Annotated in this window: 24 protein-coding genes; 18 read left to right on the plus strand and 6 right to left on the minus strand. The window is 66.8% G+C overall.

Going from position 1 to position 26,353, the window contains the following annotated elements:
* Window positions 1-24 precede the first annotated feature (24 nt).
* Window positions 25-1,023: a porphobilinogen synthase gene (gene hemB, locus WS69_RS18730; RefSeq protein WP_059472191.1), complete on the minus strand. Its 999-nt coding sequence runs from the start codon at window positions 1,021-1,023 to the stop codon at window positions 25-27.
* 258 nt (window positions 1,024-1,281) lie between these two features.
* Window positions 1,282-1,941 carry a ribosome biogenesis GTP-binding protein YihA/YsxC gene (yihA, locus tag WS69_RS18735; RefSeq protein ID WP_059472192.1) on the minus strand — a complete coding sequence of 220 codons (660 nt, stop codon included), beginning with the start codon at window positions 1,939-1,941 and terminating at the stop codon, window positions 1,282-1,284.
* Between the two features lie 216 nt (window positions 1,942-2,157).
* Here yihA and WS69_RS18740 point away from each other — a divergent pair, with 216 nt between their 5' ends.
* The 5 genes from WS69_RS18740 (at window position 2,158) to msrQ (ending at window position 8,202) form a co-directional block, all read left to right on the plus strand.
* On the plus strand, window positions 2,158-2,805 hold the full coding sequence (locus tag WS69_RS18740; protein ID WP_059472193.1) for a c-type cytochrome: 648 nt from the start codon (window positions 2,158-2,160) through the stop codon (window positions 2,803-2,805).
* Between the two features lie 128 nt (window positions 2,806-2,933).
* Window positions 2,934-5,114 (plus strand): cytochrome c biogenesis protein ResB, encoded by a 2,181-nt coding sequence (locus tag WS69_RS18745; RefSeq protein ID WP_059472194.1) that lies wholly within the window; start codon window positions 2,934-2,936, stop codon window positions 5,112-5,114.
* A 4-nt stretch (window positions 5,115-5,118) separates the two neighbouring features.
* Window positions 5,119-6,309 (plus strand): c-type cytochrome biogenesis protein CcsB, encoded by a 1,191-nt coding sequence (gene ccsB / locus WS69_RS18750; protein WP_059472195.1) that lies wholly within the window; start codon window positions 5,119-5,121, stop codon window positions 6,307-6,309.
* Window positions 6,310-6,473: 164 nt separating this feature from the next.
* On the plus strand, window positions 6,474-7,469 hold the full coding sequence (msrP, locus tag WS69_RS18755; RefSeq protein WP_059472196.1) for a protein-methionine-sulfoxide reductase catalytic subunit MsrP: 996 nt from the start codon (window positions 6,474-6,476) through the stop codon (window positions 7,467-7,469).
* 10 nt (window positions 7,470-7,479) lie between these two features.
* Window positions 7,480-8,202: a protein-methionine-sulfoxide reductase heme-binding subunit MsrQ gene (gene msrQ / locus WS69_RS18760; protein WP_059472197.1), complete on the plus strand. Its 723-nt coding sequence runs from the start codon at window positions 7,480-7,482 to the stop codon at window positions 8,200-8,202.
* A 159-nt stretch (window positions 8,203-8,361) separates the two neighbouring features.
* Here the strand turns inward: msrQ and lysA are convergent, their stop codons facing one another.
* Together lysA and lptM are read right to left on the minus strand one after the other, a co-directional pair.
* On the minus strand, window positions 8,362-9,633 hold the full coding sequence (gene lysA / locus WS69_RS18765; RefSeq protein WP_059472198.1) for a diaminopimelate decarboxylase: 1,272 nt from the start codon (window positions 9,631-9,633) through the stop codon (window positions 8,362-8,364).
* Window positions 9,634-9,643: 10 nt separating this feature from the next.
* Window positions 9,644-9,925 carry an LPS translocon maturation chaperone LptM gene (gene lptM / locus WS69_RS18770; RefSeq protein ID WP_059472199.1) on the minus strand — a complete coding sequence of 94 codons (282 nt, stop codon included), beginning with the start codon at window positions 9,923-9,925 and terminating at the stop codon, window positions 9,644-9,646.
* A 36-nt stretch (window positions 9,926-9,961) separates the two neighbouring features.
* Here lptM and cyaY point away from each other — a divergent pair, with 36 nt between their 5' ends.
* On the plus strand, window positions 9,962-10,288 hold the full coding sequence (cyaY, locus tag WS69_RS18775; RefSeq protein ID WP_059472200.1) for an iron donor protein CyaY: 327 nt from the start codon (window positions 9,962-9,964) through the stop codon (window positions 10,286-10,288).
* A gap of 105 nt (window positions 10,289-10,393) precedes the next feature.
* On the opposite strand, the gene WS69_RS18780 is transcribed toward cyaY, so the two are convergent.
* Window positions 10,394-12,787 (minus strand): penicillin-binding protein 1A, encoded by a 2,394-nt coding sequence (locus WS69_RS18780; RefSeq protein ID WP_059472201.1) that lies wholly within the window; start codon window positions 12,785-12,787, stop codon window positions 10,394-10,396.
* Window positions 12,788-13,024: 237 nt separating this feature from the next.
* Between WS69_RS18780 and pilM the strand changes: the two genes are divergently transcribed.
* The 12 genes from pilM (at window position 13,025) to ugpQ (ending at window position 25,390) form a co-directional block, all read left to right on the plus strand.
* Window positions 13,025-13,975, plus strand: a complete 951-nt coding sequence (gene pilM, locus WS69_RS18785; protein WP_059472202.1) for a pilus assembly protein PilM — start codon at window positions 13,025-13,027, stop codon at window positions 13,973-13,975.
* Complete coding sequence (locus tag WS69_RS18790) at window positions 13,972-14,652, plus strand: hypothetical protein (protein WP_059472203.1); 681 nt, start codon at window positions 13,972-13,974, stop codon at window positions 14,650-14,652. The genes pilM and WS69_RS18790 overlap by 4 nt, the downstream gene beginning before the upstream one ends.
* Before the next feature lie 62 nt (window positions 14,653-14,714).
* Entirely contained in the window at window positions 14,715-15,515 is an 801-nt protein-coding gene (locus WS69_RS18795; RefSeq protein ID WP_059472254.1) for a hypothetical protein, read from the plus strand.
* Window positions 15,512-17,233 carry a type IV pilus secretin PilQ gene (locus tag WS69_RS18800; RefSeq protein WP_059472204.1) on the plus strand — a complete coding sequence of 574 codons (1,722 nt, stop codon included), beginning with the start codon at window positions 15,512-15,514 and terminating at the stop codon, window positions 17,231-17,233. Before WS69_RS18795 ends, WS69_RS18800 begins: the two co-directional genes overlap by 4 nt.
* 80 nt (window positions 17,234-17,313) lie before the next feature.
* Entirely contained in the window at window positions 17,314-17,868 is a 555-nt protein-coding gene (locus WS69_RS18805; protein WP_059472205.1) for a shikimate kinase, read from the plus strand.
* Window positions 17,865-18,944, plus strand: coding sequence for a 3-dehydroquinate synthase (gene aroB, locus WS69_RS18810; protein ID WP_059472206.1), 1,080 nt, complete (start codon window positions 17,865-17,867; stop codon window positions 18,942-18,944). Before WS69_RS18805 ends, aroB begins: the two co-directional genes overlap by 4 nt.
* A gap of 47 nt (window positions 18,945-18,991) precedes the next feature.
* A complete protein-coding gene (locus WS69_RS18815) occupies window positions 18,992-20,221 on the plus strand; it encodes a deoxyguanosinetriphosphate triphosphohydrolase (RefSeq protein ID WP_059472207.1) in 1,230 nt (409 codons plus the stop codon).
* 83 nt (window positions 20,222-20,304) lie between these two features.
* Entirely contained in the window at window positions 20,305-21,630 is a 1,326-nt protein-coding gene (gene ugpB, locus WS69_RS18820; protein ID WP_059472208.1) for a sn-glycerol-3-phosphate ABC transporter substrate-binding protein UgpB, read from the plus strand.
* 125 nt (window positions 21,631-21,755) lie between these two features.
* Window positions 21,756-22,640, plus strand: coding sequence for a sn-glycerol-3-phosphate ABC transporter permease UgpA (ugpA, locus tag WS69_RS18825; RefSeq protein ID WP_059472209.1), 885 nt, complete (start codon window positions 21,756-21,758; stop codon window positions 22,638-22,640).
* Window positions 22,637-23,482 (plus strand): sn-glycerol-3-phosphate ABC transporter permease UgpE, encoded by an 846-nt coding sequence (ugpE, locus tag WS69_RS18830; protein WP_059472210.1) that lies wholly within the window; start codon window positions 22,637-22,639, stop codon window positions 23,480-23,482. The genes ugpA and ugpE overlap by 4 nt, the downstream gene beginning before the upstream one ends.
* Window positions 23,483-23,507: 25 nt before the next feature.
* Entirely contained in the window at window positions 23,508-24,599 is a 1,092-nt protein-coding gene (locus tag WS69_RS18835; protein ID WP_059472211.1) for a sn-glycerol-3-phosphate import ATP-binding protein UgpC, read from the plus strand.
* 29 nt (window positions 24,600-24,628) lie between these two features.
* Entirely contained in the window at window positions 24,629-25,390 is a 762-nt protein-coding gene (ugpQ, locus tag WS69_RS18840; protein WP_059472255.1) for a glycerophosphodiester phosphodiesterase, read from the plus strand.
* A gap of 145 nt (window positions 25,391-25,535) precedes the next feature.
* On the opposite strand, the gene WS69_RS18845 is transcribed toward ugpQ, so the two are convergent.
* On the minus strand, window positions 25,536-26,267 hold the full coding sequence (locus WS69_RS18845; RefSeq protein WP_059472212.1) for an OmpW/AlkL family protein: 732 nt from the start codon (window positions 26,265-26,267) through the stop codon (window positions 25,536-25,538).
* Window positions 26,268-26,353: the final 86 nt, after the last annotated feature.

Here is a 26,353-nt window from a genome sequence, read left to right on the forward strand (position 1 = left end):
GTTCGCGGGACGCCGGCCGTGCGCTCACTTCTGCGCGCGCAGCAGCCGCGCCGCGTCGAGCGCGAAGTACGTGAGGATGCCGTCTGCACCCGCACGCTTGAACGCGAGCAGCGATTCGAGCACGACCTTGTCGTGATCGAGCCAGCCGTTCTGCGCGGCGGCCTTCAGCATCGCGTACTCGCCACTCACCTGGTAAACGTAGGTCGGGAAGCGGAATTCGTCCTTCACGCGGCGTACGATGTCGAGGTACGGCATGCCGGGCTTCACCATCACCATGTCCGCGCCTTCGTCGATGTCGAGGCGCACTTCGCGCAGCGCCTCGTCGCTGTTGGCCGGATCCATCTGGTAGGTCATCTTGTCGCTCTTGCCGAGATTCGACGCGGAGCCGACCGCGTCGCGGAACGGGCCGTAGAACGCGGACGCGTACTTCGCGGAGTACGCCATGATCCGCGTGTGGATGTGGCCGTCGCTCTCGAGCATCTCGCGCACCGCGCCGATGCGGCCATCCATCATGTCCGACGGCGCGACGATGTCAACCCCCGCTTCCGCTTGCGCGCGCGCCTGCTCGACGAGGATCTCGAGCGTTTCGTCGTTGAGCACGTAGCCGGACTCGTCGAGCACGCCGTCCTGGCCGTGGCTCGTGTACGGATCGAGCGCGACGTCGGTCAGCACGCCGAGTTCGGGGAAGCGGCGCTTCAGCTCGCGCACCGCGCGGGGGATCAGCCCTTCGGGGTTGGCGGCTTCGCGGCCGTCGGGCGTCTTCAGCGACGGCTCGATCGCCGGAAAGAGCGACAGGACCGGCACGCCGAGCGCGACGCACTGCTCGGCGACGCCCATCAGCAGATCGACCGACACGCGCTCGACGCCCGGCATCGACAGCACCGGCTGGCGCACGTTCGTGCCTTCGACGACGAACACGGGGTAGATCAGGTCGTTCGTGGTGAGGATGTTTTCGCGCATCAGGCGGCGCGAGAAATCGTCGCGGCGCATGCGGCGCGGACGGTACAGCGGATGGATGCTCATGGCGGAATGGCTGGGATCCGTGTGCGAAGGAAGCTTACAGTTCCCTTCGGTAAACTTTTGAGACAATGGTATATGATAGCGATCGAGCAACGCGCACTGCGCAATGCTCCCCGCTTCTCCTCCCTGAGCGGGTGCCTGTCGTTTTTCGATTAGGCTGTTTAACCCGCCGTTGAACGGCGGGTTTTTTTATGGGCCGCACGAATCGAATCGCGACATCCGTCAGGCAGGCGCGGCTTCACAACGCACGCTGCACGATCGTCATTCTGCTACAGCGCTGCGATCTTCGTCGGCGGCCGCGGGCCGCACCCAGCTTTCGATCAGCGCATGCGCGTCGTCGAGCCCGGTGCGCTTCAGCGCCGAGAAAAGCTGCACGGTCAGCTTGCCCACGTAGCCGGCGTCCCGATACGCGTCGAGGCCCTTCTGCGTCGCGCGCAGCGCGTTGGTGCTTTCCTGCCGCGTCAATTTGTCGCACTTCGTCAGCAGCGTGTGAATCGGCTTGCCGGTCGGCGCGAACCACTCGATCATCCGGCGATCGAGCTCGGTGAGCGGCCGGCGCGAATCCATCATCAGGATCATGCCGCGGAGCTGCGGGCGGGTCTGCAGATATGTCGACAGCAACTGCTCCCAGTGCGCCTTCGCGACGCCCGGCACTTCCGCGTAGCCGTAGCCTGGCAGGTCGACGAGGTTCGCGACGGGCTCCGCCGCCGGGCCGACCGAGAAATAGTTGATGTGCTGCGTGCGCCCGGGCGTCTTCGACGCGAAAGCGAGCCGCTTCTGATTGCAAAGCACGTTGATCGCCGTCGATTTGCCGGCGTTCGAGCGGCCGGCGAACGCGATTTCGGGCTGCACGGTCGGCGGTAGGTCGCGTAGATGATTGACGGTCGTGAGGAAGCGGGCTTGATGGAGCAAGAAGGCCATGGCACAGGAGGGAGACTGGCGGCGCAGGCCGCGCGGTGGAAGGCGGGGAGCCCCGAAGTAGCCCTGATGGGCACCGGGGCTTTCATCGGGGTATTGTACAATACGACGCATTTGCCGCAGGTGATGGAAGCTGAGGAGCGCGCTTCTACGGTAGACTCGGCGCCGTCGTTTTTTGCAGAACCTCACAACTCCCACAAGACGAAACAAGGTGTGCGAATGAATCGACTGAGCAAGTCTTTGGTGGTGCTTCAGTTCGCAGTAGCGGGGCTCGTTGGTTTCATGGCGGAGGCAAAAGCGGCGGATGCGGCAAAGCCGGATCTCGACCGGGGCAAGGCGATCGCGGCGCAGGTGTGCGTGGCGTGCCACGGCGTCGACGGCAACAGTGCAACGGGCTCGTTTCCGAAGCTCGCCGGTCAGCCCCCTGATTATCTGGTCAAGCAGTTGCACGATTTCAAGACGCAGCCGGGCGCGAAGGGGCCGGTGCGCGTCAATTCCGTGATGGTCGGATTCGCGAGCGCGCTGAACGATCAGGATGCGCGCAGCGTCGCCGCCTATTACGGGTCGCAGTCGGCCAAGCTCGGCGCCGCGCGCAACGCGGCCACCGTGCCGGTCGGTCAGAAGATCTATCGCGGTGGCATCGCCGAGAAGGGCGTGCCCGCCTGCGCGAGCTGCCACGGGCCGACGGGACAGGGCATTCCGGTCCAGTATCCGCGGCTGTCGGGCCAGTGGGCGGACTACACGGTCGCGCAGTTGACCGCGTTCCAGCAGGGCACGCGCAACAACGAGGCGATGCATCAGATCGCGCTCCGGCTGACGGACAGCGAAGTCAAGGCCGTCGCCGATTACATCGCTGGCCTGCACTGAGCCGATCCCGGTTCGCGAGCCGAATGAACGAGCCGGCCGTCCACGCAGCGGCCGCTAGAACAAGAAAAGGGTGGGGCGCCGTCGAAGCACGGCCGCCTTGCCCTTTTTTGCTGTGAGTTGGAGTTTGAATGAGCGTTACCACGTCGGGGTTGCAGTCGAGAGCGGGCCAGTCCGCGGTCAAGCGCGCGGTCGAGCTGCTGAGCTCGATGCGTTTTGCGATCGCGCTGCTCGTCGTCCTGTCGATCGCGAGCATCATCGGCACGGTCCTCACGCAGGACGATCCGTATCCTAACTACGTCAATCAGTTCGGCCCGTTCTGGGCCGACATCTTCCGCTCGCTCAGCCTCTATACGGTCTACAGCGCGTGGTGGTTCATGCTGATCCTGATCTTCCTCGTCGTGTCGATCTCGCTTTGCGTGATCCGCAACGCGCCGAAGATGCTCGCCGACGCGAAGAGCTGGAAGGACAAGGTCCGCGAAGGCAGCCTGCGCGCGTTCCATCACAAGGCCGAGTTCGCGGTCGCGGGCGATCGCGCGCGCGCGACGCAGACCATTGTTGCGTTCGTCGCGAAGGCGGGCTACCGGCTCGTCGTGCGCGAATCGGACGGCGCGACGCTCGTCGCCGCGAAGCGCGGCGCGTTGACGAAGTTCGGCTACATCGCCGCGCACCTCGCGATCGTCGTGATCTGCGTCGGCGGCCTGCTCGACAGCAACCTGCCGATCAAATTCCAGATGTGGATGTTTGGCAAGAGCCCCGTCAACTCGAGCGCGGCGATTAGCGAGATCGGCGCCGAGCACCGGCTGTCCGCGTCGAATCCGACGTTCCGCGGCTACGCCTGGGTGCCGGAGGGCCAGTACGTATCGACCGCGATCCTCAATCAGCCGACCGGTTCGCTGATCCAGGATCTGCCGTTCTCGATCCAGCTCGAGAAGTTCATCGTCGATTATTACTCGACCGGCATGCCGAAGCTCTTCGCGAGCGACATCGTCGTCGTCGATCGCGAGACCGGCAAGCGGATTCCCGTGCGCGTCGAAGTCAACAAGCCGTTCACGTACAAGGGTGTGTCGATCTACCAGTCGAGCTTCCAGGACGGCGGCTCGCTGATGGAAATGACCGCGTATCCGATGACGGGCTCGAGCGCCGCGACGTTCCCGTTCAAGGGCACGATCGGCAACTCGGTGCCGCTGGCGATGGCGGGCGCCGACGGCGAAACGGTCGAGTTCTCGGATTTCCGCGCGATCAACGTCGAGAACGTCACCGACGCGAACGGCAAGACCGACGCGCGCGGCGTCGCGGCGAACCGCTCGATCAAGGAGATCTTCGACGAGCGGCTCGGCTCCGGCGCAAAGACGTCGAAGCCGCTCGAACTGCACAACATCGGGCCGTCGGTTCAGTACAAGGTGCGCGGCAAGGACGGCCAGGCGCGCGAATTCAACAACTACATGCTGCCCATCGACATGGGGGGCGACCGTGTGTTCCTCGCCGGCGTGCGCGCGAGTCCGAACGATCCGTTCCGTTATCTGCGGATTCCGGCCGACAGCCGCGACACGGTCGGCGAATGGATGCGGCTGCGCGCGGCGCTCGAAGATCCGGCGGTGCGCACCGAGGCGGCGCGCCGCTTCGCGCAGCATTCGCTCGGCGCGGGCGACGCCGCGTTGCGTGACCGCCTCGACGACAGCGCGCAACGCGTCCTGACCCTTTTTGCGGGCGCGGACGGCAGCATCGGCCGTGGCGCCGACGGCAATCCGATCGGCGGTTTCCAGGCGGTCGCGACGTTCATCGACCGGTCGGTGCCGAAGGAAGAAAAGGAGAAGGCCGCCGCGCTACTGCTGCGGATGCTCGAAGGCTCGATGTGGGAAGTCTGGCAAGTCGTGCGCGAGCGTGCGAACGAGCCGCCCGTCCAGCAGGCGCAGGACACGGTCCGCTTCGTGCAGAACGCGATCAACGCGCTGTCGGACAGCTTCCTGTACGGCGCACCCGTCTATCTGCAGCTCGATTCGTTCAGGCAGGTGCAGGCCTCGGTGTTCCAGCTGACGCGCGCGCCGGGCAAGAATCTGGTGTATCTTGGCAGCCTGCTGCTCGTCGCCGGCATCTTCGCGATGTTCTACGTGCGCGAGCGACGCCTCTGGTTCTGGCTCAAGGATACGGGCGCGGGCGTCAGCGTGCTGATGGCGATGTCCACCGCACGCAAGACATTCGACTTCGAAAAGGAATTCGTGCAGACGCGCGATGCGGCCGGGGCCGCATTGGGCGCGCCGCCTGCCTCCCGCGCGCCCGACGGCGCTGGTTCCAAGGACTCGACTCGGTAACATCATGGATCTGACCCAAGTTTCGTCATCCCCCGCGCCGCGCGCTTCCGTCGCGGCCGAGCCGGCGCTCTTCGACGACCGGCCGTTCCTGCGCCGCCTGTCGCTCGTCGACTGGCTGTTCGCGCTGGCGCTCGTGGCCGGCGCGGGCTTCGCGCTCGCGCAATACCACGCGCACATGGATTACTACGACAAGGCCGTGCTGATCGGCACCGTGCCGGCGCTCATCGTGCTCGGCTGGCGCTGGAAGCCCGCGCGGCTCCTGATGGCGGCGATCGCCGCGCTGTCGCTGCTGTCGCTGCAGATCTATCAGGGCGACCTCGCGCGAGCGGATTCGGCGTTCCTGCTCAAGTACTTCCTGTCGAGCCAGTCGGCAATCCTGTGGATGAGCGCGCTCTTCGTGCTCGCCACCCTTTTTTACTGGATCGGCATGCTGTCGCGCTCCGAGTCCGGCGGTGCGATCGGCCAGAAGCTCACGTGGGTCGCCGTGCTGATGGGCTTCACCGGCTTGATGGTGCGCTGGTACGAGTCGTATCTGATCGGCGCGGACGTCGGTCACATTCCTGTGTCGAATCTGTACGAAGTATTCGTACTGTTCAGCCTCATCACCGCGCTCCTCTATCTGTATTACGAAGGGCATTACGGCACGCGCGCGCTGGGCGCGTTCGTGCTGCTCGTGATCAGCGCGGCGGTTGGCTTCCTGATGTGGTATTCGATCGCGCGCGACGCGCAGCAGATCCAGCCGCTCGTTCCCGCGCTGCAGAGCTGGTGGATGAAGATCCACGTGCCCGCGAACTTCATCGGCTACGGCAGCTTCGCGCTGTCGGCGATGGTCGCGGTCGCGTATCTGGTGAAGGAGCGCGGCGTGCTCGCCGATCGGCTGCCGGCGCTCGAAGTGCTCGACGACGTGATGTACAAGTCGATCGCGGTCGGCTTCGCATTCTTCACGATCGCGACGATCCTCGGCGCGCTGTGGGCGGCCGAGGCGTGGGGCGGCTACTGGAGCTGGGATCCGAAGGAAACCTGGGCGCTCATCGTGTGGCTGAACTATGCGGCGTGGCTGCACATGCGTCTGATGAAAGGGCTGCGCGGCGCGGTCGCCGCGTGGTGGGCGCTGACCGGCCTCCTCGTCACGACGTTCGCGTTCCTCGGCGTCAACATGTTCCTGTCCGGCTTGCACAGCTACGGCAAGCTGTAAGATCCGCGCCGTTCGAACGACTAATAACCGCCGACGCACTACGTGCCCGGCGGTTTTTTCTTGCGCCGGGCATTTGGCGGTACGCTGCCGAAACGGCTGGCGCGGAACTGGGTCCAAGGATTGTCGGGACGCGAGTGTCCCGACTGGCAGAACGGAGCATCGACATGTTGATCAAGAAGGCGCAGCGCGCAACGCTTGCCGGCGACGACATCCCGCGCAGCGAAATCACGCCGCAAGCGGTGTTCGAGAACCGCCGCCGTATCCTGCAGGCGGCGGGCGTCGCCGCGGCGGGCGGGCTCATCGGCGCGCACGGGCTCGCGTTCGCGGCTTACTCGTCGCCGGATCCGAAGGCGCGCAAGCTCGCTGCGCAGACCAATCCGAAGTTCGTCGTCCCTGAGAAGGTGACGTCGTTCAAAGACATCACGACCTATAACAACTTCTACGAATTCGGCACCGACAAGGGCGATCCGTCGCGCAACGCCGGCACGCTGCGGCCGCATCCGTGGCGCGTGTCGGTCGAGGGCGAGATCAGGAATCCGAAGGTCTACGACATCGACGAGCTGCTGAAGCTCGCGCCGCTCGAAGAGCGCGTGTACCGGCTGCGATGCGTCGAGGGCTGGTCGATGGTGATTCCGTGGATCGGCGTTCCGCTCGCGGAGCTCATCAAGCGAGTCGAGCCGACCGGCAACGCGAAATACGTGCAATTCATCACGCTCGCGGATCCGTCGCAGATGGCGGGGCTGTCGGCGCCGATCCTCGACTGGCCGTATTCCGAAGGACTGCGGATGGACGAGGCGATGAATCCGCTGACGCTGCTCACGATGGGCGTCTATGGACAGGTGCTGCCGAATCAGAACGGCGCGCCGGTGCGGGTGATCGTGCCGTGGAAATACGGCTTCAAGAGCGCGAAGTCGATCGTAAAGATCCGCTTCGTCGAGCATCAGCCGCCGACGAGCTGGAACACGTACGCGCCGAACGAATACGGCTTTTATTCGAACGTCAATCCGAACGTCGACCATCCGCGCTGGAGCCAGGCGACCGAGCGGCGCATCGGCGAAGACGGATTCTTCACGCCGAAGCGCAAGACGCTGATGTTCAACGGCTATGGCGATTGGGTCGCGTCGATGTATCGCGGCATGGATCTGAAGAAGTACTTCTGAGTAACGGCGAATGGAGAACGATATGCAACCCTCGACATTCGCCGGGACGACCGCGGGCGCCGGCGTGCGCGGCCGCGCGCCGCGCCGGGACGTTGGCCGGGCGGGCGGCGCGCCGCGCTGGCTCGCGCCCGTGAAGATCGCCGTGTTCGTCGCGTCGCTGTATCCGCTCGCGCGCATCGTGTTCTTCGGGATGACCGACCGGCTGGGCGCGAATCCGATCGAGTTCATCACGCGCTCGACGGGGCTCTGGACGCTCGTGTTCCTGTGCATCACGCTCGCCGTCACACCGCTGCGCCGGCTGACGGGCATCAACGCGCTGCTGCGGCTGCGGCGCATGCTCGGGCTCTACGCATTTTTCTACGCGATGCTGCACTTCACGACTTACATCTGGTTCGACAAGTGGTTCGACGTGATGGATATCGTGAAGGATGTCGTGAAGCGCCCGTTCATCACCGTCGGTTTCGTCGCGTTCGTGCTGCTGATTCCGCTCGCCGCGACGTCGCCGCGCGCGATCGCGCGTCGGCTCGGCCGGCACTGGCAGACGCTGCACAGGGCGATTTATGCGATCGCGACGTTCGGCATCCTGCATTTCTGGTGGATGAAGGCGGGCAAGCACGATCTCGTGCTGCCGAAGCTGTACGGCGTGATCGTGCTCGTGTTGCTCGGCTGGCGGGTAGCCGTGTGGGCGCGGCAGCGCTGGCGCGGGGCTCAGGCAGGCGGGCGTGTATCGTAGCGTGTCGCGTGTCGCGTACGCATTGCGCATATCGCATGTACGACGTATGTCGCATTGCGCGGCACGCACACAAAAAGGCGATGCCCGAATGAACGGACATCGCCTTTTGCCATTTGATCGGATCTCACCGGCTGGCCGCGCATGCGAGCCGGTGTTCGCTCACTTGCCGTCGGACAGGACCGATTCGCGCTCGAACAGGCTTTCGACCGTCTCGCGCGGCCGCACGAGATACGCGTTCGCGCCGTCGACGATCACCTCGGCCGCGCGCGGCCGCGTGTTGTAGTTCGAGCTCATCGTAAAGCCGTACGCGCCTGCGGAGCGAATCGCGAGCAGATCGCCCGGCGCGATCGCGAGCGATCGCTCGCGGCCGAGCCAGTCGCCGCTCTCGCAGACCGGACCGACGACGTCGTAGACCGCCGCCGCGATGTCCGTGCGCGGCTTCACCGGCTCGATTGCGTGAAACGCTTCGTACATCGCCGGACGTGCGAGATCGTTCATCGCCGCGTCGACGATCGCGAAGTTCTTTTCGTCGCCCTGCTTCAGGAATTCGACGCGCGTGAGCAGAATGCCCGCGTTGCCCGTCAGCGAGCGGCCCGGCTCGAACCATATCTCGCGATGGCCGTGGCCGCGCGCGTCGATGCGCTCGAGCACCGCGCGCACGTAGGCGCCGATGTCGGGCGGCGTTTCGTCGTCGTACGTGATGCCGAGCCCGCCGCCGACGTCGACGTGGTGGATCTTCACGCCGTCCGCCTCGATCTGCTCGACGAGGTCGAGCAGCTTGTCGATCGCGTCGAGGTACGGGCTCAGTTCGGTGATCTGCGAGCCGATGTGGCAGTCGATGCCGACCACATCGAGGTTCGGCAACGCGGCCGCCGCGCGGTAGGTCGCGCGCGCTTCGTCGAACGCAATGCCGAACTTGTTCGCCTTCAGCCCGGTCGAGATGTACGGGTGCGTTTTCGGATCGACATCCGGATTCACGCGCAGCGACACGGGCGCGCGCTTGCCGAGCGACGCTGCGACGGCGTTCAGCCGGTCGAGCTCCGGAATCGATTCGACGTTGAAGCATTTGACGCCCGCTTCGAGCGCGGCGCGCATTTCGTCCGCGCTCTTGCCGACGCCAGAGAACACGACGTCCTGCGCACGGCCGCCTGCCGCGAGCACGCGGGCGAGCTCGCCGCCCGACACGATGTCGAAGCCCGCGCCGAGCCGCGCGAACACGTTCAGCACGCCGAGGTTGCTGTTCGCCTTCACGGCGACGTGAATCGACGCGCGGCGGCCCGCGCACGCATTTGCATAGGCCTCGTAGGCCGCGGTGAGCGCGGCGCGCGAATAGACGAACAGCGGGGTGCCGAAACGATCGGCGAGTTCGGCGGCGGCGATGCGCTCGGCGTGGAGCGCGCCGTCGACATAGTCAAATGCAGCTTGAGTCATGCAGGATCGGTCATTGGGCGGAAGAGGCGCCGGACGCGGGTGCCGCCTGCGGCGTGCGTTGCGTCGACAGGTCGGGCGACAGCGTGAGCGGCGCGCCGGCGGCGCCGGATGCGCCGTTGTCGCGCACCGACGCCGTTTCGGCGTCGGGCGTCACGTCCGACGGCGGCAGCGTCTGTTCAGTTGGCTTGGGCGGCAGCGGCGGCACGACCGGCATGTACAGCGGGCCGCGCTGGCCGCAGCCTGCGAGCGCCAAAGCCGCTACAATCGCGCTCATCTGGAAAACGATACGCATGACCGTCCCTAAACAATTGAATCGATAGAGTTTAGCATGTCCGATACTGATTACCTGACCCGGGCCGAAGCCGTGCTGACGGCCGTCGAGCGGTCGGTCGACGACGCCAACGACGGCGACGCCGACATTGATCTCGAGCGCAACGGCAGCGTGCTCACGCTCACGTTCGAGAACGGCTCGAAGATCATCGTGAACCTGCAGCCGCCGATGCAGGAAGTCTGGATCGCCGCGAAAGCGGGCGGTTTCCATTACCGGTTCGTCGACGGCGCGTGGCGCGATACGCGCAGCGGCCAGGAGTTCTTCGCGGCGCTGACCGGCTACGCGACCCAGCAGGCCGGAATGCCGATCACGTTCAGCGCGTGATTCGGCTGCGGCGCGCAGGCGAGCGCACGCCGTGCGAGCGCCGCCGAGCAGAGCCCCAGATGGAAAAAGCGGCCGAAGGCCGCTTTTTCGTTTGGCGAACGACGCTCAGTTGCCGCCGCGGAACAGGTTCATGATGTCCTGCTTCTCCTGCTCGTCGACGTGCTCGGGCACGATGCTTGCGGAGTCGGGCGGCGCGGCTGGCAGGTTCACGCCGACCGTCGCGACGAAGCCGTGGCCCGGCGTGAACTGATCGAAATACAGTTCGCCGCCGAGCGTCGCGACGCCGTCGGGCATCGGCATCTTGTATTCCGGCACGTTCTTGAGCGCGGGGCCCATGTAGTCGATCCATACGGGCAATGCGAGACCGCCGCCGGTTTCGCGATCGCCGAGGCTGCGCGGGCTGTCGTAGCCGATCCACGCGATCGCCGCGAGCGTGTGCTGGTAGCCGCCGAACCACGCGTCGCGCGAGTCGTTCGTCGTACCGGTCTTGCCCGCGAGATCGGTACGCTTCAGCACGTTCGAGCGTGCGCCCGTGCCACGCTGTGCGACGCTCTGCAACAGGCTGTTCATCACGTACGCGTTGCGAGGATCGATCGCGCGCGGCGCGTTCTGCTCGGCGACGAGCGGCTGTGCGCGCGCGACCATGTTGCCGCTTGAATCGGTCACTTCGGCGATCAGATACGGATTGATCCGGTAGCCGCCGTTCGCGAACACCGAGAACGCGCCCGCCATTTGCAGCGGCGTGACGAGGCCCGCGCCGAGCGCCATCGGCAGGTAAGCCGGGTGGCGATCCGCGTCGAAGCCGAAGTGCGTGATGTACTGCTGTGCGTATTTGGGGCCGATGTGGTTGAGGATGCGGATCGACACCAGGTTGCGCGAGCGCTGCAGCGCGGTGCGCATCGACATCGGGCCTTCGAAGCCGCCGCCGTAGTTCTTCGGCTCCCACGGCTGGCCGCCCGTTTCGGCGGCGCTGAAGTAAAGCGGGCCGTCGTTGATGATCGTCGCGGGGCCGAGCCCCTTGTCGAGCGATGCCGAGTAGATGAACGGCTTGAACGACGAGCCCGGCTGTCGCCACGCCTGCGTTACGTGGTTGAACTTGTTCTTGTTGAAATCGAAGCCGCCGATCAGCGAGCGGATCGCGCCGTCCTGCGGAACGATCGAAACGAACGCGCCTTCGACCTGCGGCAACTGCCCGATCGCCCATGAGCCGTCGTCGTTCTTGAAGACGCGCACGATCGCGCCGGGGCGGATCCGCTTGTTCGGCTGCGCATTCGTCGACAGCGAGCTGGCGGCGAAGCGCAGATCGTCGCCGCTCACCGTTGCGTCGCCGCCGTTCGAGAATACGACGCGAATCTGCCGCGGGCTCGCCTCGGTGACGACGGCCGCGATCAGCTCGCCGTTGTCCGGATGATCGACGAGCGCGTCGTCGATCGCCTGCTCGCGGTCGTCCGCGTTCGCGGCAAGCTCGATGAAGCCTTCCGGCCCGCGATAGCCGCGGCGCCGGTCATACGTCATCAGGCCCTTGCGCAGCGCGCGGTACGCGAGCGTCTGGTCTGCGGAATCGATCGTCGTGACGACGTTGAGCCCGCGCGTGTACGCCTCGTCCTTGTACTGCGCGTACATCATCTGCCGCACCATCTCGGCGATGTATTCCGCGTGCACGCTGTATTCACGGCTCGGGCTCTTGACGACGAGCGGCTCGGCGATCGCCTCGTCGTACTGTTCGCGCGTGATGAAGTTCAGTTCGAGCATCCGCTGCAGGATGTACTGCTGCCGGACCTTCGCGCGCTTCGGGTTGGCGACCGGATTGTACGCGGACGGTGCTTTCGGCAGGCCGGCCAGCATCGCCGCCTCGGCAAGCGTGATGTCCTTCAGATCCTTGTTGAAGTAAGCGTGCGCCGCTGCGGCGAAGCCGTACGCGCGCTGCCCCAGAAAGATCTGATTCATGTAGACCTCGAGAATCTGATCCTTCGTCAGCGCGCGCTCGATCCGGTACGCGAGCAGCATCTCGTAGATCTTGCGGGTGTACGTTTTCTCGCTCGACAGGAAGAAGTTGCGCGCGACCTGCATCGTGATCGTGCTCGCGCCCTGTGTCGCATGGCCGTTCGTCAGTGCGACGATGCCGGCGCGGATGATGCCTGTCAGATCGACGCCGCCGTGTTCGTAGAAGCGCGCGTCCTCGATTGCGAGCACCGCTTTCTTCAGCGAATCCGGGACGTCCTGAAGATGGACGATGTCCCGGCGCTCCTCGCCGAATTCGCCGATCAGCACGTGATCCGCCGTGTAGATGCGCAGTGGCACCTTCGGTCGGTAGTCGGTCAGTGCGTCGAGCGACGGCATGTTCGGCGACGCGACGACGAGCGCGTAGCCGAGCACGAGCCCGACGCAGGCTGCGAGCGCCACGCACACGCCTGCGACACCGAGCGCGAGCTTCAGCCACAGCGGGCGGCGGCGAAGCTCGGGCGGGGGAGGCGGGGACGTAGGATTCGTAGATTGCATAGGCACACCAAAAAAACAGTCCCGCGATTATAGCTGCCCGGTTTTGCCGGACTCCGGAAGGTTCCGGACGGGAACCGGCGCGGCGCGGCCACGCGGCGCGCCGATGACTCACTGTAGCGCGCTTGTAGCCGGGCGGCGCAGGCGTTGGCCGTTCGGCAGACTCCCGGCGCGCCGGGCGGCTTTGCAAAATGGCTCCGTATCGCGCTTCGACGGGAGGCGCGTTCATGGAGGACAGGGATGCAAGAACGTTCGTGGTGGTCGATCGGCCGACGCTTTGCAGCGGGGATCGACGTAAACCGGCGCGCGGTGCGAATCGCGGTGCTGAGTCGGCGCGTTCGCGGCGGCACGGTGCGGCTCGAGGCGCTCGACGCGGAGCCGCTGCCGGCCGGTGTGTTCGACGAGCCGGCCGACGCTGATTGGTCGGCTGTGGCGGCAGCGCTGGCGACGGCGCTCGGCCGATCGCCGCGGGCGCGGCCGCCGGTAGGCATGGCGCGGCGGACGATGGTGGGCGTGATGGCGCTGCCGGACGGCGCATTCTCGACCGCGACGCTCGCGTGGCCGCGCGGCGAAGCCGGGGCGGCCGTCGAGTCTGCCGTGCGCGCGGCGGCCGAGCGGCTCACCGGGCTCGCGCGCGACGCGCTCGCGGTCGATTGGTGTGTAAACGACGCGGTTGCCCCGCGCGAGGTTGCGTTCGCGACGGCGGCGCACGTGCATCTCGATGTGCGGATGGAGGCCGCCGCGTCGGCCGGTATCGAACTCATCGCGGTCGACGGCGAGCCGCCCGCCGCGTTGCGGGCGATACGTCATGTCGCCGTACGCGAGGTCGACGAGGGCGAGCCGTATCTCGGTATATGGATCGGCGAGGGCGGCGTGCACGGCTGGCTCGTGTCGGCCGACGCGGTCGCCGCGCAGATCCGCTATCCGGCACTCGAACACGCGGATCTTGCCGATGCGCTGCGCGAACTCGCACGGGCCGGCGCGCCGCGCTGTGCGTTCGTCGCCGGGGATCTGGAATGGCTCGGCGGCGCACAGATTTCGCTCGCCGACGTCGGCGACCTGCTCGGCTGCATCGTCCTGCCGTTCGAATGTGCGGCGTGCGGTCCGCTGGGTGCGATCGACGAGGCGTATGCCCATTCGCCGGGTTTCGCGGTGGCGTACGGGCTCGCGCTGCGCGGGGTGTTCGAATGACGCCGAGCGCAGCGAGCGGCGCGGTGCCGCGCGATCCGCAGATACGGCGCGCATGGCTTGGCGGCTTCAATCTGCTGCCGCACCGGGCGCGCGATGCGCGCCGTGCGCGGCGGCGCGTGCTCGGCGAGTTGGCTGCCGCCGCCTGGGCGGGGCTTGCGGGCATTGCGCTATGGCGCGTCGGCCGCTCGTTCGAGCGCGCCCGCTTCGATGCGCAGCGGGCGCTGATGGAGCGCCGGCTTGCCGCGTGGGCGCCGCAATTGAAAGAAGCGGAGCAGGCGGCGCGCTTGCGCGATGCCGAGCGCGAACGCGCGGCGTTGGCGATCGGGCGTGCCGAGCCGCACGCACGCACGGTCGATCTGTTCGACGCACTGCAGCAGTTGCGCTACGACGGCGTGCGGCTGCGTTCGATCCGCTGCGACGGGCACGAGGCGCTGCTCGAAGCGAGCGCGCTCGATCACGGGTCGGCCGAGCGCTGGCTGCGCGAGCTCGAGGCTGCGCAGCGCGGCTGGACGATGGAGGTCGCAGGCTTGCAGGCCGCGCGGGCAGCATGGGGGCGCGAAGCGGGCGGTGGCCGGTCGCTTGCCTTCTCGGTGCGGATTCGCTGGCCCGGGGGCCGGCAAAGCCGCGTCGCCGGCGTCGCGACACGCGCGCGGGCGGGCATACGGGAGGGCGCGTGAATATGCCGGATGGACGATCGGCGGCCTGGCTCGCCTGGATGCGGCTTGCCGATTTTCGCCGGATTTCGGGCGCCGGTTGGCGGGCCGCGGCGGGAGCAGCGCTCGCAGGCGGCGTGTTCGCGTGCGGCGCGCACGCGGGCCGCGACGCGGATTGGGGCGGCGTCGAGCAAAGCAGAATGGCACTCGAAGCAGTTGCTTCGCGCGAGGCCCGTGCGCGGCGACTCCTTGCCGCGCCGCCGGCATCGTCTGCGGGCCATGGCCGCTCGCTGGGCGAACGGCAGACACCCGCAGATCTCGCGCTGCGAATTGCCAGTTACGCGGACGCGAGCGGGTTGCGGATGCGCAAGCTCGAACGAATCGAAGGCGAGCGCGCCGACGAACGGCGTGACGACGGCGGTGTTTACGCGTTCGCGATGAGTGCGGAAGGCGACTTTGGTGCGCTGTACCGCTTTCTGTCGGGGCTTGCTGCGTTGCCTGCGCTCATCGTGCCTATCGCGACAAGCGTGAAGCGCGACGGCGGCGCCACCACCGTGCTCGACGCCCGGCTCGATGTATGGCCGGCGCTGCCGGCCGGTGCCGGACAGCGGCCCGCGAACGTGCGCGAGGCGCCGTTCGCCGATCCTTTTTCGACGATACCGATGCTGGCCGTCGAAGGCGCCGCCGACGCGGCGCGACTCGTCGGCGTGCTTCGCGACCGGCGCAGCGGGCTCGCGCTGTTCGAGCGCGGCGACGACGCGTGGTCCATCGCGCCGGGGCAGAGGATCGGCGGCGATCGCCTCGCGCGGATCGAAGCCGGCGGCGTTACGCTCGCGACGCACGACGGCAGGCGTCGCGTAATGACGGTGGGGGGCGCGACAGGATGATGCGCGGATTCGCTCGATTATTGATAGGGTGCGCGATCGCAACGGCGGGCGAGGCTGCGGCGTCGCTGCCGCCTTTGCCCGCTGGGGCGCCCGTTGGGTGGTCGGCGGCCGCATCGGTCGGGCCGGCGGATCGCGCGCCGTTGCCGGTAGCGGCGTGGCGAGCCGATTCCGCACGCGCTTCGGTTGCGGAACGGCTGCAAGACGTAGGCGACGAGGGCGGTGCAGCCGAACTCGCCGACGACGTGGCGCAGGCGGCGAACGGCGTGGCGCAGGCGGCCGGGGCGTCTGTCGATTCGGCGTCGGCCGGCGTCGCATCGGCAGCCGGCATTGCGCCGGGGCCCGCGCAAACGGCGGACGCCGCGCTGGAAGGGCCACCCGTTCCGCTTGCGCCGGCGCAGCGAATGAGCGATGAGCCTCGCTCGCTGTCGCCGGACGCCGACGCCGCCACGGCCACAGCCACCGCCACCGCCACAGCCATCACCCCCGCCGGCACCATCGCCGAATCCGACGACGATCACCCGATCTCCCTCAACCTGCAGCAGGCGAGCCTCGCCGCGGTCTTCGACGCGTTCGCGCGCTTCACGGGCCTCAATATAGTTGTCAGCGAGCGCGTGCACGGCACCGTGTCGTTGCGTCTGAACCATGTTCGCTGGCGCAGCGCGTTCGACGCGCTGCTGGAAGCACACGGTCTCGCGATGGCGCGGCGCGGCAGCGTGATATGGATCGCGCCCGTCGCCGAACTTGCGGAGCGCGAGCGCCTGCGTTTCGACGCGCACGCACGCGCCGCGGAGCTCGAGCCGCTCGCGAGCCGCAGCTTCATGCTTCGCTACGCGCGTGCGGCCGACGTGCAGCGCCTCCTCGCCGGCTCGGCCGGACAGCGGACCCTGTCGAAGCGCGGCTCGGCGCTCGCCGATCCTCGGACAAATCTGCTGTTCGTTACCGACCTGTCGGGACGTCTCGCACAGATTGCCGATCTGATCGGCAAGCTCGATACGCCGTCGCGGCAAGTGTTGATCGAAGCGCGGATCGTCGAGGGTGACCGCGGGTTCTCGCGCAATCTCGGCGCGCGCCTCGCGCTGCGTGCGCCCGATGCGGGCGATCGAGCGACGGGCGTCGTCGCCGGCCGCAACGGCACGCTGGCCGACCTCACCGCACGGCCGATCGGCGGCTTCGACGCGGCGACCGCCGGTCTGACGCTGTTTGCCGCGCGTGCGAGCCGCTTGCTCGACGTCGAGCTGAGCGCGCTCGAGTCGGAGGGCCGGGGACAGATCGTGTCGAGCCCGCGGGTCGTGACGGCTGACCGGACGAAGGCCGTCGTCGAGCAGGGCGCCGAGCTGCCGTATCAGGCGAAGGTCGGCAACGGCGTATCCGGCGTCCAGTTCCGACGCGCAACCCTCAAGCTCGAAGTCGAGCCGCAGATCACGCCCGACGGGCGCGTGATTCTCGATCTCGATGTCGCGAAGGACAGCGTCGGCGAGGAAACCGCATCCGGCCCCGCGATCCATACGAAGCACGTGCAGACGCGCGTCGAGGTCGAAAACGGCGGAACCGTGTCGATCGGCGGGATTTTCGAGAGCGACGACCGCGACGATGTGACTCGCGTGCCGCTCTTGGGCAAAATACCAGTGTTGGGCGCGCTTTTCAGGCACCGGGCGTTGCGCGCGCAGCGCAGCGAACTCGTCGTCTACATCACGCCGACCGTCGTGATCGGGCCCTGAACCCCGTGGGAGCCAGGCTCGACAAGGCGGGCGCTTTGCCAGTAAGCTGCGCGACACACTCACTGAAGCAGAGGAAGCCGTTGCAAGCGCGGGACCCACACGTGAACGTAATTTTCGTCGGACTCATGGGGGCGGGTAAAACCACCGTGGGCCGGGCGGTCGCGCGCCGGCTCGACAGACCGTTCTTCGATTCGGATCACGAGATCGAGGCGCGCACGGGTGCGCGCATTCCGGTCATCTTCGAACTCGAAGGCGAGGCCGGCTTCCGCGACCGCGAGGCGCAGATGATCGCCGAGCTCACGCAGCGCGAGAACATCGTGCTGGCGACGGGCGGCGGCGCGATCCTGCGTCCCGAAAACCGCGAACGCCTGCATTCGCGCGGCCTTGTCGTCTATCTGCGCGCGAATCCGCACGACCTCTGGCTGCGCACGCGCAAGGACAAGAACCGCCCGCTGTTGCAAACCGACGATCCGAAAGCCAAGCTCGAAGCGCTGTACGAGGCGCGCGATCCGCTCTATCGCGAATGCGCGCACTTCGTCATCGAGACCGGCCGGCCGTCCGTCAACGGGCTCGTCAACATGGTGCTGATGCAGCTCGAGATGGCGGGCATCGTCGCCAAGCCAATACAAGCATGATTACCGTCAACGTCGACCTGGGCGAGCGCGCCTATCCGATTCACATCGGCGCCGATCTGATCGGCCGCACCGAACGCTTCGCGCCGCATATCGCGGGTGCGTCCGTCACGATCGTCACGAACACGACCGTCGATCCGCTCTACGGCGACAAGCTGCGCGCGGCACTCGCGCCGCTCGGCAAGCGTGTGTCGACCGTCGTCTTGCCCGACGGCGAAGCGTACAAGAATTGGGAAACCCTCAATCTGATCTTCGACGGCCTGCTCGAGCAGCACGCCGATCGCAAGACGACGCTGATCGCGCTCGGCGGCGGCGTGATCGGTGACATGACGGGCTTTGCCGCCGCGTGCTACATGCGCGGCGTGCCGTTCATCCAGGTGCCGACGACGCTCCTGTCGCAGGTCGATTCGTCGGTCGGCGGCAAGACGGGCATCAACCACCCGCTCGGCAAGAACATGATCGGCGCGTTTTACCAGCCGCAAGCGGTGATCGCCGATATCGGCGCGCTGTCGACGCTGCCCGATCGCGAGCTCGCGGCGGGTGTCGCCGAGATCATCAAGACGGGCGCGATCGCCGACGCCGAATTCTTCGACTGGATCGAAGCGAACGTCGATTCGCTGAATCGCCGCGATCCGGGTGCGCTCGCGCACGCGGTCAAGCGCTCGTGCGAGATCAAGGCGAGCGTCGTCGCCGCGGACGAGCGCGAAGGCGGCCTGCGCGCGATCCTGAACTTCGGCCATACGTTCGGGCACGCAATCGAAGCGGGTCTCGGCTACGGCGAATGGCTGCACGGCGAAGCGGTCGGCTGCGGGATGGTGATGGCGGCCGATTTGTCGGTGCGCGTCGGCCATCTCGACGAAGCGTCGCGCGCGCGGCTGCGCAAGGTCGTCGAGGCCGCGCATCTGCCGACGCGCGCGCCGAGCCTGGGCGATGCGCGCTACGTCGAGCTGATGCGCGTCGACAAGAAGGCGGAAGCGGGCGCAATCAAGTTCATTTTGCTAAAACGCTTCGGCGAGACGATCATTAGCCAGGCGCCGGACGACGCCGTTTTCGCGACGCTGGCGGCAAGCACCCAGTAACGCGACGCGGGCCGATCCGGCGCATTTGACGTGGAGGACACGACACGGTGAGCGAAATACCCGGCGGCATCCCACGCGAAACGCGCGACGCGCAACCCGCGCGCGCGCGCGGCGAGCAGACGATCCCTGTCGCTGCGCCGACCACCGCCGCGCTCGAAGCGCATCTTGCGCCGTATGCGGCGCACGCGTCGCAATCGCGCGGCCGGCGCTATCCCGAGGCGCCGCCCGCCGCGCGTACCGAGTTCCAGCGCGATCGCGACCGCATCGTGCACTCAACCGCGTTCAGACGACTCGAATACAAGACGCAGGTCTTCGTGAACCACGAAGGCGATCTGTTCCGCACGCGTCTCACGCACAGTCTCGAAGTCGCGCAGATCGCCCGCTCCGTCGCGCGCAACCTGCGCCTGAACGAAGATCTCGTCGAAGCAATCTCGCTCGCGCACGATCTCGGCCACACACCGTTCGGCCACGCGGGGCAGGACGCGCTCAACGCGTGCATGCGCGACTACGGCGGCTTCGAGCACAATCTGCAGAGCCTTGCCGTCGTCGACGAGCTCGAGGAGCACTACGGCGCGTTCAACGGGCTGAATCTGTGCTTCGAGACCCGCGAAGGGATTCTCAAGCACTGCTCGCGCGAGAACGCGCGCAAGCTCGGCGAACTCGGCGAGCGGTTCCTGCAGGGCTGGCAGCCGTCGCTCGAAGCGCAGCTCGCGAACATCGCGGACGAAATCGCGTACAACAATCACGACGTCGACGACGGCCTGCGCTCGGGTCTCATCACGATCGAGCAACTCGCGGAAGTCGAGCTGTGGCAAGGCCATTACGAGGCGGCGCTCGCCGAGTACCCGCATCTCGAAGGCCGCCGCCTCGTGCACGAGACGGTGCGCCGGATCATCAACACGCTGATCGTCGATCTGATCGACGCGACGACGCACAATCTCGCGCGCCACGCCCCGGCGTCGCTCGACGACGTGCGCGCGGCGCCGCCCCTCGTCGCGCACGGCGAGCGGATCGCCGCGCAGGCGGCGGCGCTCAAGCGCTTCCTGTTCAAGAACCTGTACCGTCACTACCGCGTGATGCGGATGGCGAGCAAGGCGCAACGAGTCGTCACCGGCCTCTTCAACGCGTTCACCGGCGACCCGCGCCTGCTGCCGCCCGACTATCAGGCGGCGGACGCCGCGCAGCAGCCGCGCCTCGTCGCGCACTACATCGCCGGCATGACCGATCGCTTTGCGCTGAAAGAGTATCAACGCTTGTTTGTCATGGACGAAAACTAAACTGTCCGGCTCGCCGCGTCCGGCGCGGACGGGCGGCGGTGCGGCGCGTGTTGCCCGGACCGAGGAGAAAAGGAGAGAGGTCGATGAAATACAAGACGCTGGTTCGTTCGCTCGCGTTCGGGAGCGTGCTTTGGTTCGGCGCGCAGCAGGCGGCGTGCGCTGCCACCGAGATCCAGTTCTGGCATGCGATGGAGGCGGCGCTCGGCGAGCGCGTGAACGACATCGCCGCGCAATTCAACGCATCGCAAACTGACTACAAGATCGTGCCGGTCTTCAAGGGAGCCTACGACCAGGCGCTCGCGGCGGGCATCGCCGCATATCGCAGCGGCAACGCGCCGGCGATCCTGCAGGTGTACGAAGTGGGCACGGCGACGATGATGCAGGCGAAGAAGGCGGTGCTGCCCGTGTCCGACGTGTTTCGCCAGGCGGGCGTGCCGCTCGACGAGAAGGCGTTCGTGCCGACGGTCGCAAGCTATTACAGCGATGCGAAGACGGGGCACCTCGTGTCGATGCCGTTCAACAGCTCGACGCCCGTGCTGTATTACAACAAGGACGCGTTCAAGAAGGCGGGGCTCGATCCGAACCAGCCGCCGAAGACGTGGGCCGACGTGAAGACCGACGCGGAAAAGCTGAAGAAAGCGGGCTACGCGTGCGGCTACACGACGGGCTGGCAGGGCTGGATTCAGCTCGAGAACTACAGCGCGTGGCACGGCCTGCCGTTCGCGACGCGCAACAACGGCTTCGACGGCGCCGATGCGACGCTCGACTTCAACAAGCCGCAGCAGATCGCGCACATCCAGTTCCTGCAGGACATGGCGAAGGACGGCACGTTCACGTACGTCGGCCGCAAGGACGAGGCGACCGCGAAGTTCTACAGCGGCGACTGCGCGATCATGACGACGTCGTCGGGCGCGCTCGCGACGATCCACAAGTATGCGAAGTTCGACTTCGGCACCGGGATGATGCCGTACGACGCGAACGTGAAGGGCGCGCCGCAGAACGCGATCATCGGCGGCGCGAGCCTATGGGTGCTTGCGGGCAAGGATCCGGCCACGTATAAGGGCGTCGCGAAATTTCTCGCGTATCTGAGCTCGCCCGCCGTCGCCGCGAAGTGGCACGAAGACACGGGCTACCTGCCCGTGACGACCGCCGCGTACGATCTCGCGCGCGAACAGGGCTTCTACGCGAAGCATCCTGGCGCGGACACCGCGATCAAGCAGATGATGAACAAGCCGCCGCTGCCGTATACGAAGGGGCTGCGGCTCGGCAACATGCCGCAGATCCGCACGATCGTCGACGAGGAGCTCGAGCAGGTGTGGGCGCAGAAGAAGACGCCGAAGGCGGCGCTCGATTCGGCCGCCGCGCGCGGCGACGAGCTGCTGCGCCGCTTCGAGAAGTCGGGCGGTTGAGCGCCCGCCGCCGCCGCGCGTCGCAGCCGCCGTCGCAGTCCGCCCGCATCGCTTCGCGCGCGGGCGGGCCGCGCCGGCCGCCGCGCGCAGCAGCATTCGTCTGACGTCTGTTCGGAATCCTGTCGATGACACCTCGTTCCCGTTTCGGCGCGAGCGCCTTGCCGTACATGCTCGTCGCGCCGCAGCTCGCGATCACCGCGATCTTCTTTCTATGGCCGGCGGGCGTCGCGCTCTGGCAGTCGACGCAGATGCAGGATGCGTTCGGCACGTCGAGCGAGTTCGTCGGCTTCGGCAACTTTGCGCACCTGTTCGCCGATCCGCTCTACGTCGAGTCGTTCAAGACGACGCTCGCATTCAGCGCGAGCGTGACCGTCTGCGGGCTCGTCATGTCGCTGCTGCTCGCCGCATGCGCCGATCGCGTGATTCGCGGCGCTCGCGCGTATCGGACGCTCCTCATCTGGCCGTACGCGGTCGCGCCGATGATCGCCGCCGTGCTGTGGGCGTTCCTGTTCAATCCGAGCATCGGCGTGATCACGTATGCGCTCGCGCACTTCGGGGTCGTCTGGAATCACGCGCTGAACGGCGGCCAGGCGATGCTGCTCGTCGTGATCGCGTCGGTGTGGAAGCAGGTCAGCTACAATTTCCTGTTCTTCTACGCGGGATTGCAGGCGATTCCGCGCTCGCTGATCGAGGCGGCGGCGATCGACGGCGCGGGCCCCGTGCGGCGCTTTTTTCACATCGCGCTGCCGCTGCTGTCGCCGACGAGCTTCTTCCTGCTCGTCGTCAATCTCGTCTACGCGTTCTTCGACACGTTCCCGGTGATCGACGCCGCCACCGCGGGCGGCCCGGGGCAGAGCACGAAGACGCTGATCTACAAGATCTACGCGGAAGGTTTTCAGGGGCTCGACATCGGCAGCTCGGGCGCGCAATCGGTCGTGCTGATGGCGATCGTCGTCGTGCTGACGGTCGTCCAGTTCCGCTTCGTCGAGCGGAGGGTGCAATACGCATGATCGAGAATCGCAAGGGCTTCGACCTGTTCTGCCACGCGGTGCTGATCGCCGGGATCGCGGTCATCGTGTTTCCGGTGTACGTCGGCTTCTGCGCGGCGACGATGAATGCGCACGAAGTGTTCACGGTGCCGCTGCGGCTCGTGCCGAGCACGCATCTCGTCGAGAACGTCGCCGCCGTCTGGCGGCGCGGCAGCGGCGGGATGACGACGCCGTTCGGCACGCTGCTCGTGAACAGCATCGTGATGGCGCTCGTGATCGCGGTAGGCAAGATCGCGGTATCGATCCTGTCCGCGTACGCGATCGTCTATTTCCGCTTTCCGCTGCGCAATGCCGCGTTCTGGCTGATCTTCGTCACGCTGATGCTGCCCGTCGAGGTGCGGATCTTTCCAACCGTGCAGGTCGTATCGACGCTGCATCTGACGAACAGCTACGCGGGCCTGACGCTGCCCCTCATCGCATCGGCGACGGCGACGTTCCTGTTCCGGCAGTTCTTCATGACGCTGCCGGACGAGCTCGTCGATGCCGCGCGCATCGACGGCGCGGGGCCGCTGCGTTTCTTCTGGGACGTCGTGCTGCCGCTGTCGAAGACGAGCATCGCGGCGCTTTTCGTAATCACGTTCATCTATGGCTGGAATCAATATCTGTGGCCGATTTTGATCACGACCGACGCGTCGCTGACGACGGCCGTCGTCGGCATCAAATCGATGATCGCGAGCGGGGACGCCGCGACCGAGTGGCATCTCGTGATGGCGGCGACGCTCGTCGCGATGCTGCCGCCGCTCGTCGTCGTGCTCGCGATGCAGCGCTGGTTCGTGCGCGGTCTCGTCGATTCGGAAAAATGAAACGCAATCTGGAGGATGTCGAAGCATGGCCGCGCTGAGCTTGAAGGGCGTCAGGAAAAGTTACGACGGCGCGCAATACGTGCTGCACGGGATCGACGTCGACATCGCCGACGGCGAGTTCGTCGTGCTCGTCGGGCCGTCTGGCTGCGGGAAATCGACGCTGTTGCGGATGATCGCCGGCCTCGAGACGGTGACGGAAGGCGAGATCGAGATCGGCGGCCGCGTCGTCAACGCGCTCGAGCCGAAGGATCGCGACATCGCGATGGTGTTCCAGAACTACGCGCTGTATCCGCACATGACGGTCGCGCAGAACATGGGCTACGGGCTCAAGATCCGCGGTGTCGAGCGCGCGCTGATCGACGCGCGCGTGCAGGCGGCCGCGCAGATCCTCGAGCTCGGGCCGCTCTTGTCGCGGCGGCCGCGCGAGCTGTCGGGCGGGCAGCGGCAGCGCGTCGCGATGGGGCGCGCGATCGTGCGCGAGCCGTCGGTGTTCCTGTTCGACGAGCCGCTGTCGAACCTCGACGCGAAGCTGCGCGTGCAGATGCGTCTCGAGATCCAGCGGCTGCACGCGCGCCTCGCGACGACGAGCGTCTACGTGACGCACGACCAGATCGAAGCGATGACGCTCGCGCAGCGCGTGATCGTGATGAATCGCGGCTATGCGGAGCAGATCGGCGCGCCCGTCGACGTGTACGAGAAACCGGCGACGACGTTCGTCGCGAGCTTCATCGGCTCGCCGGCGATGAACCTGCTGCACGGGCGGCTGTCCGAAGACGGCGCGGCGTTCGACGTCGCGGACGGCGGCCCCAGGCTGCCGGTCGCGGGCGCGGCGGGGGCGGGCGTCGGCCGCGAGATCGCGCTCGGGCGCGAATGGATACTCGGCGTGCGCCCCGAGCACATGACGCCGCAGCCGGGCGCGGCGCCTGCATCGCTCGCGGTCGATTCGTGCGAACTGCTCGGCGCGGACAACCTCGCGCACGGCCGCTGGGGCACGCACGACGTCGCGGTGCGGCTGCCGCACGCGATGCGTCCGGCGCGCGGCGAGACGCTACCCGTCGCGCTGCCCGCGCAGCATCTGCATTTCTTCGATCCGGCGACGGGCAAGCGCGCCGGCTGATGCGACCCACCGCTTCCGACGAGACTGCGATGACGATCCTGCAAACCTGGCTTTATCCGCGCGTGGTCGCGCACCGCGGCGGCGGCGCGCTCGCGCCGGAAAACACGCTGGCCGCGCTCGACACGGGCGCGCGCTACGGACACACGATGGTCGAATTCGACGCGAAGCTGTCGGCAGACGGCGTCGCGTTCCTGCTGCACGACGATACGGTCGAGCGCACGTCGAACGGAACGGGGCCCGCGCGCGCGATGCGCTACGCGGCCCTCGAGGCGCTCGACGCCGGCGCGTGGTTCGATGCGCGCTTTTCGGGCGAGCGGATGCCGACGCTCGCGCAGGCGGCGGCGCGCTGCCTTGCGCTCGGTCTGGCGGCGAACGTCGAGATCAAGCCGTGCCCGGAGCGCGACGAAGAAACGGGACGCGTCGTCGCGGCGGAAGCGGCCGCGCTGTGGCGCGCCGCCGCCGTGCCGCCGCTGCTGTCGTCGTTCTCGGCGGCGGCGCTCGACGCCGCGCGCGCGGCGGCGCCGGATCTGCCGCGCGGGATGCTGTACGAGGAGATTGCGGCCGATTGGCAGGAGGAGACACAAAGGCTCGGCTGCGTGTCGCTGCACGCGCATCACGCGCAATTCAACGAGGCGCTCGTGCGCGACGTTAAAGCGGCGGGGCTGCGCATTCTCGCGTACACGGTGAACGACCCCGCGCGGGCCCGCGAACTCGTGCAGTGGGGCGTGGACGTCATTTGCACGGACCGGATCGACGTGATCGGGCCGGGCTTTGCCGATCGTGAAGGATGAAATCGGCGGTTTGCGTGCAATGCAGGAACGAAACCGCTCCGGCGGAACCCCGCCGGAGCAAGAGGCGATGACCGCCTCGTAACCTCAAGAAAATTCCGCTACAAATTGCAGCGGAATTAACCATTCCCCAAATATTCGACTACGCTTAGAAACGGTAGCCGATGTTCAGGTAGGTCACGATCGGGTTCAGTCGGATCTTCGCCTGCGAGGTTTGCGTGAGCGTACCGATTGGCGTCGGGCGTTGCGTCGTCAGCGTAGCCGTCAGGCTCACCGGAATATACGAGACGGAAAGCCCGCCGAACCAGTGATCGGTGAAGTTGTAGGTGAAGCCTGCGTTGAGGACGGGCGCCCACTGGTTACTCGTCGTCACGCTCGTCGGACCGCCGAGCACGCCTTGCTGGAAGACGCTGTTGGTGATCTTGGCGCCGGTGAACCAGATGTAGGAAGCGCCGACGCCCACGTATGGCCGGAACTTCGCTTTCGCATCGTTGAAGTAATACTTGAGCAGGAGCGCTGGGCTCCATTGGTATGCATGGCCAAGTACACCGAATCGTTGCAGCGAGCCCTCGCCGTTCAGATTGAACCTTGGCGGGATCCCGGCGACCAATTCAGTGACGATGTGATCCGTCACGAAGTAGCCGGCGGCCAAACCGATGGTATCGGCATTGTCGATGCCGGCTCCCGTGTTGGGCACCGATTGGTTGACAGGCGTGCCGCCGACGTTCATGACTTTCAGCGGATCGCTGCTGTCCTGAGGGGCGAGGTGGAACCAGCCGGTCGTGACGTAGAAGCTACCTGCGGATTGCGCGTGCGCTGCGGTCGCGGCTGCCGCAAAAGCGAGCGCAACGGCCCCCGTAATGGCCATTTTTTGTTTCATCCTTTGTCTCCTCCGATAAAAGGGCGTGCTCATTATGACGACGGCGTTTCAAACAGAACAGAGTTGTAAGCTAGAGCATTTTCCCT

The sequence above is a fragment of the Burkholderia sp. BDU5 genome, from assembly GCF_001522845.1.
GTDB lineage: Bacteria > Pseudomonadota > Gammaproteobacteria > Burkholderiales > Burkholderiaceae > Burkholderia > Burkholderia mayonis.